Source organism: Ruminococcus sp. XPD3002 (assembly GCA_900119535.1).
Classification (GTDB): Bacteria; Bacillota; Clostridia; order Oscillospirales; family Ruminococcaceae; genus Ruminococcus; species Ruminococcus flavefaciens_H.
On record FPJT01000002.1, the window covers coordinates 37,427 to 54,784 of the forward strand.

The following is a 17,358-nucleotide window of genomic DNA, read 5'->3' on the forward strand; positions in this document are numbered from 1 at the left end:
TAAGATAAAATTAAGCTGTGAATTGTTGACGTTCGGGCATAATTATGGTATAATATCTATGAACATATACATTTTATATTTTAGTGCTCCGCATTTTGTATGCGAAGCCGGCAAGGAGGAATATACTTATGCCGACACCTGAAACACTTTATATGGTCGTACCATGTTACAATGAAGAAGCTGTTCTTCCTGAAACTTCAAAAAGACTTAAGGAAAAATACCAATCTCTCATTAGCCGCGGCCTTATATCAGATAAAAGCCGCGTCGTTTTTGTTAATGACGGTTCCAAGGACAAGACATGGAGCATGATACAGGAGCTCCATGAATCCGATCCGCAGTTCTTCTCGGGCATAAATCTGGCTCATAATGCAGGCCATCAGAACGCTGTTCTTGCAGGCCTCATGACTGTAAAGGATATATGCGATATGGCTATAACTATGGATGCGGACCTTCAGGACGATATCAACACCATAGACGCTATGGTCGAAAAATACTATGAGGGAAATCAGGTCGTTTACGGCGTCAGAAGCGCACGAGACACCGATACCTTCTTCAAGCGCTTTACCGCCGAGGGCTTCTACAAGTTCATGAAGGTAATGGGGGCGGATGTGGTCTATAACCACGCCGATTTCCGCCTTATGAGCAAGACCGTCCTCAAAGAGCTTGCAAACTTCAAGGAGGTCAACCTCTTCCTCAGAGGAATGGTGCCCCTTATAGGCTATCAGAGCTGCAATGTTTACTACGAGAGAGCAGAGCGCTTTGCGGGAGAAAGTAAATATCCGCTGAAGAAAATGCTTGCTTTCGCTATAAACGGAATCACTTCATTCAGCGTGAAGCCTCTTAAGCTGATAACCAATGTGGGTATGATAATGTCGATACTCAGTGTTATTGCGATAATCTGGTCCATCGTTGCAAAGATAGGCGGATTCTCCGAGATAGGCTGGTCAAGCACTATGTGCTCGATATGGTTCATCGGCGGACTTCAGCTCCTTGCACTGGGAATAATCGGCGAATATATAGGCAAAATATACGCAGAAGTTAAACAGCGTCCGAGATTTATAATTGCAGATTTTATAAACAATACCGATAAATAACAATATTTCAGAATAAAGCATTGGAGGTGAGCTTATGGCAAAACGCAGAAATATCGCTCTTATCACGGCATTCCCCGAAGCAGTACACGTTAAAAGAGTTGTATCAGGTCTTATAGAGCAGTGCAGAAAGTACGATTATAATCTTGCGGTTTTCTGCCCTATGTCTCATCTCGATTCTCCCCGTGTGAACTATTCCCACGGCGAAATGAATATTTTTAACCTCATCAATATGGAGTATATCGACGGAGTTGTCCTTGATACAACTGTCCTTATGAACGAGTATGAGGGGAATGCACTGAAAAAAGTGTGCGAGAAAATGAAGCGTGAGAGCAAAGTGCCCGTTGTTTCACTGGATACGGCTGCGGATGATTTCCCGATCATCACAAGCCGCAATGACGATATCCTCCGTGAAATGGTCAGGCACTGCGTAAAGCTCCACGGCAAAAAGAAGCTCTGTGTGGTAACAGGTCCCGAGGGGAATCATGTTGCCGAGCAGCGCCTGAAAGTCATTCTGGAGGAAGCCGATGCCATTGGTGCGGAGGTAGCTCCCGAGCATATCATCTACGGCGATTTCTGGTATTCCTGCGGCGATAAGCTTGCAAGAGAACTTGCGGACAGGACTATTTCCATGCCCGAAGCTATAATATGTACAAGCGACCACATGGCTCTGGGACTTATCTACCGTCTGGACAGACTTGGCATAAGAGTTCCCGAGGATGTAATCGTTATCGGCTATGAGGCTACGGCAGAGGCTGCGGCAAGCAGGATATCGCTTTCTTCCTTTGCTTCAAACGACGCCAATACGGCTGCTGACGCAGTGGACTATATACGCCGTATAATAGAGCCCGATGCCCCGATAGAACCCTATGATATCGAAGCTTCAAGACTGTTCCACCCGGGCATGAGCTGCGGCTGTGAGCCTGATTTCCTCTATTCTGCCTACTCTCTTTATGAGAATATGTACTTCACTACACGTAATTACAATATGGACGATATGGAGGAGAATATAGATATCGGTCAGCTTATGGAGAGCTATGCCCTTGAACAGCTTACCGCTTCCGAGACTCCCGAGCAGTGCATAGCCGATATCCACAGCCTTACGTGGCTGATAAAGCCTTTCCGCAGACATTTTCTCTGTCTCAGGAAGAACTGGCTCGATGCGGATAATGATATAACCTGCGGCTATCCGCAGCAGATGCGTATAGTTTCTGCTTTAAGTACCGAAGATGATTCGTCATATGCAGGTAATGATGATGAGCTTCTGTTCGATACATCGCTGATGATACCGCAGATGCATGACGAAAACGAGGAAGCTTCGGTTTACTACTTCTCTTCAGTACATTTCAATGAGATAATGCTGGGATATTCCGTGCTGCAGCGCTCTTTCTCGGATGAACACAGAATAAGCCTTGTTTACCGCAACTGGCTTAGATTCGTTTCAAACGCCCTTGAAATGATACGTTCAAAGGCTAAGCTCTTAACGCTTTCAAGGCGTGACGAAATGACAGGTGCCCTTAACCGAAGGGGTATGTACAACGCCATAGAAAAAATGATAGATTCCGCAAGCGATGACAGTACGGTTTTCGTAGCAGTCATCGACATGGACGGACTTAAGTTCATAAACGACAATTACGGACACAGCGAGGGCGACTTCGGTATAAAGCTGGTAAGCTCGGCAGCTGCTTCGGTCACTCGCAGCGATGAGATACTTGTCCGTGCAGGCGGAGACGAGTTCTATATTATAGGTATAGGCGAATATGATGAGTCGGAGTGCGAAAAGCGTTCCGATGAATTCAACCGCCTGATTAAAAAGCTGAGTTCGGCTTACAGTAAGCCTTATACAGTATCAGCAAGCATAGGATGTGCCGAAAGAAAGCTTAACGGTTCGCGCAAGCTCGATGATATCATATGCAAAGCCGATGAGATAATGTACAGGGACAAGACGAATAAAAAGTTACAGCGCAAAGATTGACTGACGCCGTCGATTACGGCGAATTGCAGAATACTTTAATGGATATTCTGCAACAGCGCAGATTATAAAGGAGTGATAGATTTGGATGCAGCAGAGTACAAATGTCCCAATTGTAATGCGGAACTGAAATTTGACCCTACTACTCAGAAGTTAAGCTGTGATTATTGTCTGAGTTCCTTCACTATAGATGAAATAAAGGAAATATATGCTGAATCAGTGACAGTTATGCCTGATGAAGCAGAGGAAACAGAGGACGAGTTCGCTTCACACACTTCACTTTACCACTGTGCAAGCTGCGGAGCGGATATAATGGCGGATGAGCATACTACTGCACTTTTCTGCTATTACTGCCATAACCCCGTTATACTTTCGGGTAAGCTTACGGGCGATTATAAGCCGAGCAAGATAATAGGCTTCAAGATAACAAGAGAACAGGCGCTTTCCAAATTTAAACACTGGTGCTCCGGACGAATGTTTGTGCCAAAAGACTTTAATTCGGATGAGCAGCTTGAAAAAATGACGGGACTTTACGTTCCTTTCTGGGTTGCAAACTGTGATATAAAGGCGGATTATGCTGCGGTCGGACGCAGAGTCCGTTCGTGGACAACAGGAAGTACCGAGTATACGGAAACCAAAGAATACAGCGTTGTGCGTTCGGCGAATATCATTGCAGAAGGCATCCCTGCTGACGGCGAAAGCAAGATCGACGACCTTCTTATGGAGTCTATCGAGCCTTTCAATTACAGTGAGCTGAAGGACTTCTCTATGTCATATTTCAGCGGATTCTTTGCTGATAAGTATGACGTGGATAAAGCTGCTGTGTTCCCGAGGATTCGCAGCCGTGCAACAGATGCGGGCAGAGCGATAATCAGAAAAAGCGTTTCCGGATATACCTCGCTTAAGGTCATGAACGAGACCTACAGCATAAAAAAGACCGACTGGCAGTATATCATGCTTCCCGTGTGGTTCATGACATATCGCTATAACGGCAAGGTATACGAATTTGCTCTGAACGGTCAGACAGGAAAGCTTGCGGGTACTCCGCCGCTCAACAAAATGAAACTCAACCTTGTATGTGCGGCAATAGGTCTTGGCATCACTATTTTAGGCTATCTGTTAGGAGTGATATTCCTATGAGAAAGATAACTTCAGCTATTGCAGCTATATTGACTATCATTGCCGTTCTTCCTTTCTGCACGATCCGTACATATGCCGTTGAAAACTATGCGGCAGGCTGGGACGGCAATTCGGAAAAGTCCATGATCTATGACGACTGCGGACTTTTTACAGATTCTGAACTTGATGAACTTGATGAACAGGTACGAAGCTGTTCGGAAGATCTTGAAATGAATATATGCATCTTCCTTGCGGGAAGCTCATATCGCGGATACGGTGAATACAAAACAGAGCATTTCGCAAATTCAAAGTATGATGAGATATACGGAGACGATACCGACGGTATCTTCTATTTTCTCGATTTTTCGGGAGATTCTCCCGCATACGACTACATATCGGCAGCAGGAAAAGCAGGCTATATCTACGGTGATCGTATCGATACCATAAACCGTTCGCAGAATAACTATCTCCCTGCATCGGGTAAGGAGAGCTACGCTGATGATAAGGACGATATCGCAGCAGCTATAATCAATTACCTCAATCTGCTCAGAAGATACGGCGAAAACCCTGACCAGAACAAGTTCAAGTATTTCTACGATGAGGATACAGGCAAGTATTTCTACTACAGCCACGGAGAATATATAGTCTCAAAGAGAAAGCCTTTTTTCATTACCTTGAAATACCTGCTTTTTTCAGCTCCTGCCGGATTTATCGTTTCGCTGATCGTGTATCTTGTTACAAGAAGTAAATACAAGTTCAAGGAATCTGCAAGCGCAAATAAGTATGTCTCAAAGAAAGACACCAACTTTATTGTTAAGGAAGACAGATTCCTTCGCTCCCACACAAGCAGCCGAACTATATCACGTGATTCCTACAGCGGCGGCGGTGGCGGATTCAGCGGAGGCGGCGGCGGAGGCGGCCATATCGGCGGCGGAAGCTATCGTTGATACTCTCAGGGCGGATCTTATCCGCCCTTTTTCTTTTATTCAGGCTTTATGTGCCGAACCGGTAAAATAGTGCTTGACAAAATCATCGTTTTGTGGTATTATATTATACAGAGCGTATGTCTGCTCAAAATTCAGTTTCAGAAGGAAATTCCGAAATATAGATGTGCGGGCCCTGTGCAACGAGACCCCGTGAACCATGTCAGGCGGGAGACCGAGCAGCATTAAGCGGATCGTTTTGTGTGCCGCAGCAAGCCTGCACATCTATGTTCCGGAATTTTTTTAAAGCGGAGGATATAAAGGATGAAAAAATTAACTGCCGCTTTCGTGAAATTTGTGAACAGCTTCCGCGAATCGATAATCGTTGGTACTGCCTGCGGAGTTCTTATATTCTACGGCTGTGCAGTGGCTTATGCTCTGCTTGAGAACGCAGGAGAAATACTGCCTTTTCTGGGAATGCTCGTTTTCTGCAATGTGGTCTCGGTTATAGGCGCTCTTGTTACTATCATCAGAAAAGGCTATCATAAGTATGACCAGGATATAATCGGCAACGCTTTTGTGGGATTCAGCAAGAAATGCCGTCTTTTCCACAGATCGGTCTCTGACCTCTTTGAACGCAGAGTGAATCACGCTCTTAACGGCTTTAAAGAGCTTGAAGCGAACTATACCGATTCTATGCGTCAGGATGAATGTGCCATACTCGATTTCTACCTCGGACGCTGCTATGATATCATGGATTATTCCCCGAATGCTTCTATGTACTACACAAAGGCGAAAGCAAAGGGCTTCAGAAATGATATACTCATGCTGCTTCATGCAAGATGCTTTGCGGCAATGGGCGACACAGACGAGGCTGTGAAACTTTACGATTCCATACTCTCGGATGACAGCAACTACTTCCGTAAGTATGTCAGGACCGATATGGGAAGAATGTACCTGAAACTCAATGACGGAAAAAAAGCCCTTAAATACTTCGATGAGGCTATAAATAACCGCGAATGTTATGCGGATGCCCTCGGAGGAGCGGCTATCGCTCACCTTATGCTCCATGAAATGGATAAGGGCGAGGAGCTTCACCGTACTGCGCTTCTCAACGGTATCAGGGACTCGAAGGGCTATATAACCTACTACCACGAGATAAAGAGTGCTGTTCTTGAGGAAATGGACAAGGAGGAACGCTCCGCTAAAAAGGAGGATATCAGGAATGTATAAGGCGCTGTACCGTAAATGGAGACCGCTGACATTTGATGACGTGATCTCGCAGCAGCACATTACAGATACTCTGAAAAACCAGATAATCAACGATAAGACCGCTCATGCCTATCTGTTTACAGGTTCGAGAGGTACCGGAAAGACCACCTGTTCAAGAATACTTGCCAAGGCTGTTAACTGTCCCGATATGAAGGACGGCAACCCCTGCCTTGTATGTGATATCTGCCGCGAAGCCGATGAGGGTTCGCTTACCGATATAATAGAGATCGACGCCGCTTCCAACAACAGCGTCGAGGATATCCGTGATCTGCGCGACGGAGCTGTATATTCTCCCGAAAGATGCAGATACAAGATTTATATTATCGACGAGGTGCATATGCTCTCCCCCAGTGCTTTCAATGCGCTGCTGAAAATAATGGAAGAGCCGCCGCCTTATGTCAAATTCATTCTCGCTACAACCGAGATACACAAGGTCCCGGCAACTATCGCTTCACGCTGTCAGCGGTACGATTTCCGCAGGATACGTCAGGAGGATATTGCGGCAAGACTGCTGTATATCGCTCAGCAGGAGGAACTTTCGCTTACAGATGACGGCGCTGCTATGATCGCTAAGCTTGCGGACGGCGGTATGCGTGATGCTGTATCGCTCCTTGACCAGTGTTCAGTATCTGCTGAGGAGATAACCGCTGCAACTGTATCTGCAACAGCAGGCATTGCAGGCAGAGACCACCTCTATGAGATACTCGAAGCCGCTGTTGACGGAGATTCCCCCGCTGCACTTGCAGTTGTGGACCGACTCTATGATATGTCCAAGGACCTTACAAGACTCTGCGAGGAACTTATACTCCAGTTGAGAAATATCATGCTTCTTAAGGCTTCACCGCAGACTGCCGATAAACTTATAGTTTGTATGCCCGATGAGCTTGAAAGACTTAAGGCTATAGCCGAAAAGACCGAGCTTCAGAAGGTCATGGACAAGATAACCCTGTTCCAGCAGTGCAGGGAAAGGATGATGCGCGTCCTTAACAAGCGTGTGGAGTTTGAAATGACGCTGATACGTGTCTGCAATGGTGCGGGAAGCGCTCCTGCGGCAGCTGCGGATAATTCAGATATATATGCCAAGCTGAAACAGCTTGAAAACAAGCTCGCTCAGGTGAATACATCGGGAGGCAGAGCCCCTGCACCTAAAAAGGAAGAGGTGCTTACGGCAAACAGTCCTGCGGCAGAGGCAGAGCCTGCACCTAATGTGGATCTGAAAAAGCTCAGCGGCGACCAGATAACTCCCTGCGATAAGTGGGAAGAGATACTGGAAGAATTCGCTAAGATAAGTCCCTCTGTGGCAGGAAGCCTTGCGGATTCCTATGCGGCTACAGCAGGCAATGTAATGCTGATAACCTCTAAGAACCGCTTCTTCATAACTCTGTTTAAGCAGAAGGAACATGCAGTTGCGCTCGGTCAGGCGATATACAACGTTATGGGACAGCGCTACGTTATACGTGCAAGATGCGAGACATCAGAACATGAACAGAAAAGTCTGGCGGAAAGCCTGATAAAAAAAGCTCAGAACAGCAATATTGAAACAGCTGTTGATAATAAATCCAATCAAATATAAAGGAGAATTTTAAAAATGAAAGCAAGAATACCAAAGAATAACGGCGGAGCTCAGAATATGAACCAGATGATCAGACAGGCACAGAAGATGCAGGATCAGATCACAGAGCTTCAGGAAGATATAGAGGCAAGAGACTTCACTGCTACAGCAGGCGGCGGTGCAGTTGAACTCGTTATGACAGGCAAGAAGACTATCAAGTCCCTTACACTTAAGCCCGAGGTAGTTGATCCCGAGGATATCGAGATGCTTCAGGACCTCATCATCAGTGCTGTAAACGAGGCTGTTAACAACATCGAGTCTACTACAGAGGAAGAAATGAGCAAGATCACAGGCGGCGTTTCTCTCCCCGGACTGTTCTGATAAATGGCAGATCATAATGCGCTTCCGCTGGTCATACTTGCGGAAAAATTCGCTTCGCTCCCAGGTATCGGGATGAAGTCCGCACAGCGTCTTGCATATCACGTTATGTCTATGGACAGAACTCAGGTTGAGGACTTCGCTCAGGCACTCATCAATGCCAAGGATAATGTACACAGATGCAGTGTCTGTCAGAACCTTACCGAGCGCGAGGTGTGTCCCATTTGCAGCGACGATTCCAGAGATAAGAGCGTTATCTGCGTTGTTGAGAGTCCAAAGGACGTTACCGCTTTCGAGCGTACAAGAGAGTTCGGTGGAGTATATCATGTGCTTCACGGACTGCTTTCACCTATGGACGGCATAACGCCTGATAAGCTACGCATCAAGGAACTCCTTGCACGTATTGCAGATGGCGGAGTGGAAGAAGTCATAATGGCTACCAATCCGACTGTTGAGGGTGACGCTACAGCGCTGTATATAGCAAATCTGCTGAAGCCGCTCGGACTAAAGGTCTCGCGCCTTGCCTTCGGCTTGCCCGTTGGCGGTATTCTCGAATACGCCGACGAAGTCACACTGTATAAAGCACTTGAAAACAGAAACGATATGTAACCGCAGGGTTATACAGATATCAATATGCAATTATTCGGGGGAAAACCTTTCTGAGGAAAGGTTCTTCCCCCGAACCCCTTTTCCAAAGACTTTTTGCCCCAAATTTTAAGCCTGACAGGGTACTCACTCATAGTATTACTAAACCGATAGTTTTACATGAGTACCCTGTCAGGCTTAAAATTTAAAGTAAGAGTTCTGAAAATGAGTGAGGGAAACCCTTACTCAAAGAGTTCCCCTCAATAATGCATATAGATCTTTATATAAACTTACAGGTATATCAATCCTCTATTTTTTCATCAGGATCTGCTTCAAACAGTTCGTGAGAGTTTGTTTCTTCCCAGTCTATTGCGAAGCTTTCGCTGTTATACCATGTTATACGTGCCTTTGTTGATTCATCGGCAGAACCAAAATGGAACACAGCGTGGTCTTCCTCTGCGTCGACAGTGAACGAGAGTCCCGTACCTGTTTCAGCAAAGTGGAACTTTCCGCCGCTTCCGTCATGATAGAACAGCCAGTAGCGCTCTCTGCCGTCCTCCTCGGACTTCCAGTAGCCTACAGGAAGCTTTACTGTTACGGTCTCTGTATGAGTTTCGGTAGCAGGCTCTGTAGCTGCGGCAGTTGTTTCCGTATTCAGCGGATCAATGGTAGTTACGTCCGTTTCGGTAGTTGTTTCTGTAGTGGAAGAAGTGGTCTCGGATGAAGTTGAGGATGTTTCTGTAGTATAAGCCACATATGGCTTTTCTGTAGCTGTAGTTGTGGTTACGGGCGCCGAAGTTACCACAGCGGTATTGGTTTGTTCGTTTTCCTTTACATGTTCGGTTATCGTGTATGAACCTGCAGCAGCACCCTGTGCAGATGTGCTCTGATTCTGCTTGTCGGAAGCCGAAGGATCACTCATATTTCTCGTCAGGTAAACGGTACCGCATATGCCTATGGCTGCGATCGCTATTGCAGCGGCAGTTGCAGCGAATTTATACCACTTAGGACGTGAGTATATCTCAGTTCCTGAAACGGTCTCGCCTTCTGCACCGTCGGTATCAGTAGTTTTATCGAGGCATTTCTGTATGATACGAGATTTGTCCTCATCGCTGAGAGGAGGAAACTCCTCTGATACCTTTTCGATTTCGTGATCTTCAAGTCCGCCGAGCTTATTTAACAATTCTTTGTTATCCATTCTCTTCACCCTTTCCAATTAGGCTCTTTATCTTATCTCTTGCTCTGAGACTTCTTTTCTGTACAGCGGCTGCTGTCATTTTCAGCCTTGAAGCTATATCTGCAACGGTCATACCGTAGTAATACTGATAGACAATTATCGTAGAATCAGGCTTGCCGAGAGACCTTACAGCCTCCCAGAGTTTACCGCGGAGTATATTCTCTTCCGCTTCGTTCTCGGTATCATCGGGAGAATTCGGAAGGGGAGCACAATCCGGGTCATCTATGTATTCCGTAGTGCTATACTTCCTTGAAAGCTGGCGGAACGCATCTATTGCTCTGCGTTTTGCTATGGTGCTTATAAATGTCTTGATATTTCCGTTATCAGGGGAATATTTATCCGAAGATCTGAAAATTTCCACGAAAATATCGCTTACACAATCTTCTATATCGTCTTTTGAGGCACATCCTGCGAGTTTATCCGCAGCGATAGTGTAAACAAGTCCTCCGAAGCATTCAACGAGCTTACCATAGGCTTCTTTTGGCGAAGACCTGAGGATATCAGCCCATTCTGTGTCTGTCAATATTATCACCTCGGTTTCCGTCCTTTGATCGATCACTTATTACATTCGTTTCGGGATTAGATTTAAGGACAAATTAATGCAAAAAAATGAACAGTTGTCAGAATATTATCCGACAACTGTTTTATAGTTCTCAGAAATCAAGCTTAGCTTTCAGCTTCTCGAAGAAGCTCTGACGCTTTGCATAATTCTTATCGGAAAGGGATGCTTCAAATTCTTTAAGCAGGTCTTTCTGCTTCTTAGTGAGATTTTTTGGAACTTCAACATATATCTTAACGTACTGATCTCCGCGTTCGGAACGGCGTATCTTCTTTACGCCCTTGCCTTTAAGGCGGAATACTGTACCTGTCTGAGTACCTTCGCTTATGTTGTATTTAACGTCGCCGTCGATAGTCGGAACGGTTATCTCAGAGCCGAGAACGGCTTCCATATAAGTAACGGGGATATCGCAGTGGATGTCGTATCCTTCTCTTGTGAATAAAGGATGAGCCTTGACATTTACGTTGAGGAGAAGGTCGCCTGAAGGACCTCCGTTTATACCGCAGTCGCCCTGACCGCCGAGACGGATAGTCTGTCCGTTATCGATACCTGCGGGGATATCGAAAGAAACCGTCTTCTGAACGCGCATTCTTCCGCCGCCGCGGCACTTTGGACATGGGTTCTTGACGATCTTGCCCTTGCCTCCGCAGTGAGGACATGGCTTTGTTGAGGAGATAGCGCCGAAAGGTGTACGCTGAGTTGTCTTGATGCTTCCTCTGCCCTGACAGTCGGGACAGATCTCAACAGATGAACCTGCTGCTGCACCTGTTCCGTTACAATCCTCGCATATAGTCATGCGGTTGAGCTTGACCTCCTGCTTTTTACCCTTGCAGGCGTCCATAAAGCTGATAGTAACAGTCTCCTGTATATCGGAACCGCGGCGCGGAGCGTTGGCAGTGTTTCTTGTTGAACCGCCGCCGAAGCCGAAACCGCCGAAGATGTTTTCAAGTATATCACCCATATCGCCGAAACCGCCGAAGCCGTCCATACCGCCTGCGCCGCCGCCGTAGCTCGGATCAACGCCTGCATGTCCGAACTGGTCGTATCTTGCACGCTTTTCGGGATCGGAAAGCACCTCGTTGGCCTCGTTTATCTCCTGAAACTTCTCAACATATGAAGGATCATCGGGGTGAAGGTCGGGGTGGTTTTCTCTTGCCTTTTTACGGAAGGCTTTTTTTATCTCATCCTCCGAAGCACCTTTCTGGATGCCGAGGATTTCATAATAATCTCTTTTTTCAGCCATATACTATTCTCCTTGATCAGAAAGCAGTATTTGTTACATTAGAAAATAACCGACCTCTGCTTGCTGATTTCAACTTTCTGAATAATACACCATTAGGGCGAAACGGATTTCGCCCTTTTTTGGTGATGTTATTTTTTTTATTATCAAACCTCTGTGAAGTCTGCATCAACTACGCCGTCATCGTTTGAAGATGAAGTGCCTGCATCAGCAGCTCCGCCCATATTAGCGAACTGTGAAGGATCGATACCCCCTGCGCCGCCGTTTGGATTAGCCTGCTGGTAGACCTTTGCAGAGAGGTCATAGAATGCCTTCTGGAGCTCTTCCTTAAGGCTCTTGATCTCGTCGTTGTTGTTAGCTTCGATAGCTGATTTCAGTGCAGCGCACTTGCTCTCGATATTGGACTTCTCATCAGCGGAAACCTTGTCGCCGAAGTCTGCAAGAGCCTTCTCGCACTGGAATACGAGGTTCTCAGCTTCGTTCTTGTTGTCAACTTCCTCACGGCGCTTCTTATCCTCAGCAGCGTACTGCTCAGCTTCCTTGACAGCCTTGTCGATGTCCTCCTTGGACATGTTTGTTGAAGCTGTGATAGAGATGTTCTGCTCCTTGCCTGTACCGAGGTCCTTAGCGGAAACGTGAACGATACCGTTCTGGTCGATATCGAAAGTAACTTCGATCTGTGGGATTCCTCTTGGTGCAGGAGCGATACCGTCGAGACGGAAAGTACCGAGCTGCTTGTTATCTCTTGCGAATTCACGCTCGCCCTGGAGTACGTTGATATCAACTGCAGGCTGATTGTCTGCATAAGTTGAGAATATCTGTGACTTCTTTGTAGGGATAGTTGTGTTTCTCTCGATCATTTTTGTGCAAACGCCGCCTGCTGTCTCGATACCGAGTGAAAGCGGAGTTACATCGAGGAGGAGGAGACCGTTCTTAACGTCGCCGCCGAGAACGCCGCCCTGGTATGCAGCACCGAGTGCAACACACTCATCAGGGTTGATGCCCTTGAAAGGATCCTTGCCGATGAGCTTCTTAACAGCTTCCTGAACAGCAGGGATTCTTGAAGAACCGCCGACCATGAGGACCTTGTTGATCTCTGAGATAGCAAGTCCGCTGTCGCTGAGAGCCTGTCTTACAGGTCCCATAGTAGCCTCTACGAGGTCTGCTGTGAGCTCGTTGAACTTAGCCTGTGTAAGAGTAAGGTCAAGGTGCTTAGGAGTGCCTGAAGCATCAACAGTGATGAACGGGATGTTTATGTTAGATGTTGTAGTTGAAGAAAGCTCGATCTTGGACTTCTCAGCAGCGTCCTTAAGTCTCTGAGCAGCCATTTTATCAGTTGAAAGGTCGATACCCTCAGTCTTCTTGAATTCGTCTACCATCCAGTTGATGATACGCTGGTCGAAGTCATCACCGCCGAGACGGTTGTTACCTGCTGTAGCAAGAACCTGCTGAACATCTTCGCCCATTTCGATGATAGATACATCGAATGTACCGCCGCCGAGGTCGTAAACCATTACAGTCTGTTCCTCTTCCTTGTCGATACCGTAGGAAAGAGCAGCAGCAGTAGGCTCGTTGATGATACGCTTAACTGTAAGACCTGCGATCTGACCTGCATCCTTTGTAGCCTGTCTCTGTGAGTCTGTGAAGTAAGCAGGAACTGTGATAACAGCTTCTGTAACAGGCTCGCCGAGGTAAGCCTCTGCATCAGCCTTGAGCTTCTGGAGTATCATAGCTGATATCTCCTGTGGAGTGTACTTCTTATCGTCGATAGATACCTTATAATCAGAACCCATGTGTCTCTTGATAGAAGAAACTGTTCTGTCGTGGTTTGTGATAGCCTGTCTCTTAGCCACCTGACCAACAAGACGCTCGCCGTTGTTAGTGAAAGCGACTACTGAAGGTGTAGTTCTTGCGCCCTCGCTGTTGGGGATAACTACAGCGTTACCGCCCTCCATAACAGCTACGCAAGAGTTAGTTGTACCAAGGTCAATACCAATAATTTTGCTCATAATATATTCCTCCCTATTTTAAGCCATTAGCCGTCAGCCTTAAGCCTTTAGCTAATGGTGTCCGCTTTGCGGACATTTTTGAATTTTCTTATTAACTGTAATCTGCTGCTTTTAGCTAAAAGCTAACGGCTAATGGCTAAAGGCTTATACCGCAACTGCTACCATAGCAGGTCTGATGAGTTTATCGCCCATCATATAGCCCTTCTGGAAAACCTGACATACATGATTGCTTGCGTAATCTGTGCCGTCAAGCTGTTGTATAGCATTGTGGAAATTCGGATCGAATTCTGCGCCGAGAGCATCGATCTCGATAACGTTCATCTTATTGAGGAACTCCTTGATCTGTCCGAATATCATGCTCATGCCGTTTTTGAAGTTCTCGTCGCTGCACTCGAATTCAAGTGAACGCTCGAAGCTGTCGATAACGGGAAGCAGATTCTCAACGCATTTTGCGGAAGCGTTCTGATAGGTCTCTGTTTTTTCCCTTGCAGTACGCTTGCGGTAGTTATCATATTCCGCAAAGAGTCGGAGGTATTTGTCATTTGCCTCTGAGAGGGCGTCCTCAAGGTCTGAGAACTGTGTAGCCGTATCGTTGTATTCGCTTACGGCATCCTCTTCGTCGGTATTCTCATCTTCGCATACATCTGTATCTTCTGTATCTTCGATGACTTCCTCAAGCTCTTCAGCGGACTCGTTAGCAATATTCTTTTCGTCCATAGGTGTACTCCTTCCTGCGCTACGTATCGGTATGCTCATCCGCAGCGTTTATGATATCCTCGTCATTGCCTGACATAAGATATGATATCTTATCCGTCAGGTATTCGACGTATGGGATTATTTTTTTGTAATCCAGTCTCATAGGACCTATTATGCCTATTGAGCCTGCGTCTCTGCCGTCCTTGCGGTAGGTCGAGACTATCATGCTGGAATTTCCTATTGCGAAGCTGCCCTCGGCTCCGAAGCGTACCTGTATACCGCTGAATGTATCTTCGAGTATATCGGTGACTTCGTGCTTCTGACCGATGAATTTGACGACCTCCATTTTATCAAGTTCGTCGCAGGACAGGAGCTTTTCGCCGCCTTTTACGGTCATTTCCTGATGTCTCAGGTCTTCCGAAAGCTCACATATTCCTTTTACCAGCGGTGAAAGAGATACCATATATGCGCTTACTGCGGCAACCATTTTATCGAACATTTCCTCGGAAAGCTCTTCGACTGAAACACCGTTGAGGTTCTCCTCTATATAATGTGTAAAGAAATCGAGCTGTTCGTGGCTGAGGTCAAATTCGAGCCTGCAAGCCTTGTTCTTTATGCTGCCGTTGGAAGTTATAAGGAGTATAACGTACAGCCGCTTTCCCGTAGGGATGACCTCGACCTTTGATATGACCGAGAATTTCGGAACGGAATCGGTAACGACCGCCGCACACTGTGTAAGCTCTGTAAGAGCGGTAGCGGCATTCTGTACCAGAAGTTCCTCGGGAGTATTCTCGTCGCCCAGCATGTCATCGAGCTTTGCTTTTTCCTCGTCCGAAAGATCGGGATGAGTTATAACATTGTCGACGTAGAATCTGTAGCCCTGAAAAGTGGGGATACGACCTGCTGAGGTGTGGGGCTGTTCGAGGTAGCCAAGCTGTTCGAGGACAGCCATATCGTTCCTTATGGTAGCGGATGAAACGTTGATGTGCTCCAGCTTAGAGATCGCTTTCGAGCCTACAGGTTCGCCTGTTCTGATATACTCATCCACGACTGCTGCGAGTATTTTCATTTTTCTGTCGTCCACGATCTTGCACATCCTTTCTTTCTTTTTTAGCACTCCTACTCTCCGAGTGCTAATTATAATTTACCACTATTGTACGGCTTTGTCAAGTGGTTTATCCATTTTCGTCACTTTTAACAAAATATACCATGCTATGGGTGCAGTATTGACGTTTAATGTGGACTTAACCTGAACGGTCAGCGCCTTGTAAATCTGATTGAAAACTATTATTATATTATGTAAATGGAAAAATATGGCAGTACACTTCTGATAAATTAAGTTGTTTTTACTTAAATTATCGATTCGGAAGTTCATCCTGGGAGCAGTTTTTCTATATTTCAGCCAATTAGTCTGCGGCCGTGGGTATTGAAATTTGAATTATACACAAATATTGAAAAAATTCCTTAAAGTTACTTGCATATTAAAGAAAGAAATGATATAATAAAAATGTATGAGTATTAATAAAAAATAATATTTAGGGATTGTTAAACTTAGGGGATCACATTGTAAACAAGGAGGGGACGGATTTGTCCCAAAGGATGAAAATTTTTATTTCGGAGAGATCACTATGAAATTACAGCATCTTGAATACGTGATCGCTATAGCTCAGGCAGGCAGTATTACAGGAGCTGCAAAAAAGCTCTATCAGGCACAGCCTAACATAAGCATAGCGCTCAAGGAACTTGAGGCGCAGCTGGGTATCCAGATATTCTGGCGTACTCCAAACGGAATGATCCTTACCCCCGAGGGCGAGGAGTTCTTCCTGCGCGCAAAAAAAATCGTAAGCGAGGTTCACGCACTCGAGTCCGAGTTTATCGACAAGACCGAGTCTACGGTATCCTTTAAGGTAGCGACTACACGTTCATCCTATGTAACGGCAGGTGTTGGCTACTGGATAAATCAGATGAATAAAGAGGGAAAGAAGTACAGTGTTCATTTCCTTGAGACCAATACGCACCAGGTCATCGAGGATGCAGGAAGCGGAAAGGCTGATATCGGAGTTATCCGTGTTCCTTCGGGACAGACCGAGCTTTATGCTCAGCAGCTTGCTTCAAAGAACCTTACAGAACAGGTACTTATGGAATTCCCCATGCGTATCCTTATGGGCAGGAATCATCCTCTTGCACAGTATGATGATGTGCCCTTCGAGGAACTGAAAAAGTATCCAGAGATACTCCACGGCGATGAGGACGTTAATCTCTTCAGAAAGACCTTCATCAACCCCGAGTATGAGGCTGATTCGTCGGACAAGGTAATATACGTATACGACCGCGGAAGCAAGATAACCATGCTTGAAAACGTTGAGAATTCGTATATGTGGGTGTCACCTGTGCCGATAAGCAACTTCGATGACGGTAAAATGGTACTCAAAAAGTCCTCGTATGCATGCATACCGAACCGTGACCTTATCATCTTCAAGAAAAACAGCGCAAATGACAAGCTTATAAAGTCTTGCATCAAGGCTTTGGGAGACTTTACCAATAAGGTAATGCATTTCCCTGACAGTGAATAAAACCAACAGCCCCGCAGGTCCTGTGACTTGCGGGGCTGTTCTGATGTAAATTATCTATATAAAAGAATAAGGACCTCTGTTCGCAGGAGGCCCTCACTCTTTTTATAAAGGATGAAAATTGAAAAAATCAAATAGAATTGATGGTTTTTATG

The 17,358-nt window shown here is 46.0% G+C and carries 15 protein-coding genes and 1 other RNA gene; 10 read left to right on the forward strand and 6 right to left on the reverse strand.

Annotated elements, in window-relative coordinates; genetic code table 11:
- Positions 1-128 precede the first annotated feature (128 nt).
- The 9 genes from BT127_RS01580 to recR all read left to right on the forward strand — a co-directional run bounded on the left by BT127_RS01580 (position 129) and on the right by recR (position 8,916).
- Positions 129-1,094 carry a glycosyltransferase family 2 protein gene (locus BT127_RS01580; protein WP_075423281.1) on the forward strand — a complete coding sequence of 322 codons (966 nt, stop codon included), beginning with the start codon at positions 129-131 and terminating at the stop codon, positions 1,092-1,094.
- A 34-nt stretch (positions 1,095-1,128) separates the two neighbouring features.
- The gene (locus tag BT127_RS01585) at positions 1,129-3,066 is read left to right on the forward strand and encodes a GGDEF domain-containing protein (RefSeq protein ID WP_075423282.1); all 1,938 of its coding nucleotides are present in this window, start codon (positions 1,129-1,131) and stop codon (positions 3,064-3,066) included.
- A gap of 81 nt (positions 3,067-3,147) precedes the next feature.
- Positions 3,148-4,203 (forward strand): TFIIB-type zinc ribbon-containing protein, encoded by a 1,056-nt coding sequence (locus BT127_RS01590; protein WP_075423283.1) that lies wholly within the window; start codon positions 3,148-3,150, stop codon positions 4,201-4,203.
- Complete coding sequence (locus BT127_RS01595; RefSeq protein WP_075423284.1) at positions 4,200-5,129, forward strand: hypothetical protein; 930 nt, start codon at positions 4,200-4,202, stop codon at positions 5,127-5,129. Before BT127_RS01590 ends, BT127_RS01595 begins: the two co-directional genes overlap by 4 nt.
- Before the next feature lie 103 nt (positions 5,130-5,232).
- Positions 5,233-5,426: signal recognition particle sRNA large type (ffs, locus tag BT127_RS01600), an RNA gene on the forward strand.
- Positions 5,427-5,429: 3 nt separating this feature from the next.
- Positions 5,430-6,338, forward strand: a complete 909-nt coding sequence (locus tag BT127_RS01605) for a tetratricopeptide repeat protein (RefSeq protein WP_075423285.1) — start codon at positions 5,430-5,432, stop codon at positions 6,336-6,338.
- Positions 6,331-7,950 carry a DNA polymerase III subunit gamma/tau gene (gene dnaX / locus BT127_RS01610; protein WP_075423286.1) on the forward strand — a complete coding sequence of 540 codons (1,620 nt, stop codon included), beginning with the start codon at positions 6,331-6,333 and terminating at the stop codon, positions 7,948-7,950. The genes BT127_RS01605 and dnaX overlap by 8 nt, the downstream gene beginning before the upstream one ends.
- 15 nt (positions 7,951-7,965) lie before the next feature.
- Positions 7,966-8,310, forward strand: coding sequence for a YbaB/EbfC family nucleoid-associated protein (locus BT127_RS01615; RefSeq protein WP_075423287.1), 345 nt, complete (start codon positions 7,966-7,968; stop codon positions 8,308-8,310).
- Positions 8,311-8,313: 3 nt separating this feature from the next.
- Entirely contained in the window at positions 8,314-8,916 is a 603-nt protein-coding gene (recR, locus tag BT127_RS01620; RefSeq protein ID WP_075423288.1) for a recombination mediator RecR, read from the forward strand.
- Between the two features lie 277 nt (positions 8,917-9,193).
- Here the strand turns inward: recR and BT127_RS01625 are convergent, their stop codons facing one another.
- The 6 genes from BT127_RS01625 to hrcA all read right to left on the reverse strand — a co-directional run bounded on the left by BT127_RS01625 (position 9,194) and on the right by hrcA (position 15,750).
- A complete protein-coding gene (locus BT127_RS01625; RefSeq protein ID WP_075423289.1) occupies positions 9,194-10,090 on the reverse strand; it encodes a hypothetical protein in 897 nt (298 codons plus the stop codon).
- Positions 10,083-10,652 (reverse strand): RNA polymerase sigma factor, encoded by a 570-nt coding sequence (locus BT127_RS01630; protein ID WP_075423290.1) that lies wholly within the window; start codon positions 10,650-10,652, stop codon positions 10,083-10,085. Before BT127_RS01630 ends, BT127_RS01625 begins: the two co-directional genes overlap by 8 nt.
- A gap of 130 nt (positions 10,653-10,782) precedes the next feature.
- Positions 10,783-11,931, reverse strand: a complete 1,149-nt coding sequence (dnaJ, locus tag BT127_RS01635; RefSeq protein WP_075423291.1) for a molecular chaperone DnaJ — start codon at positions 11,929-11,931, stop codon at positions 10,783-10,785.
- A gap of 143 nt (positions 11,932-12,074) precedes the next feature.
- The gene (dnaK, locus tag BT127_RS01640; RefSeq protein WP_075423292.1) at positions 12,075-13,937 is read right to left on the reverse strand and encodes a molecular chaperone DnaK; all 1,863 of its coding nucleotides are present in this window, start codon (positions 13,935-13,937) and stop codon (positions 12,075-12,077) included.
- Between the two features lie 144 nt (positions 13,938-14,081).
- On the reverse strand, positions 14,082-14,654 hold the full coding sequence (gene grpE, locus BT127_RS01645) for a nucleotide exchange factor GrpE (protein ID WP_075423293.1): 573 nt from the start codon (positions 14,652-14,654) through the stop codon (positions 14,082-14,084).
- A 19-nt stretch (positions 14,655-14,673) separates the two neighbouring features.
- A complete protein-coding gene (hrcA, locus tag BT127_RS01650; RefSeq protein WP_318257100.1) occupies positions 14,674-15,750 on the reverse strand; it encodes a heat-inducible transcriptional repressor HrcA in 1,077 nt (358 codons plus the stop codon).
- 511 nt (positions 15,751-16,261) lie between these two features.
- Between hrcA and BT127_RS01655 the strand changes: the two genes are divergently transcribed.
- Positions 16,262-17,206, forward strand: coding sequence for a LysR family transcriptional regulator (locus tag BT127_RS01655; RefSeq protein WP_075423294.1), 945 nt, complete (start codon positions 16,262-16,264; stop codon positions 17,204-17,206).
- Positions 17,207-17,358: the final 152 nt, after the last annotated feature.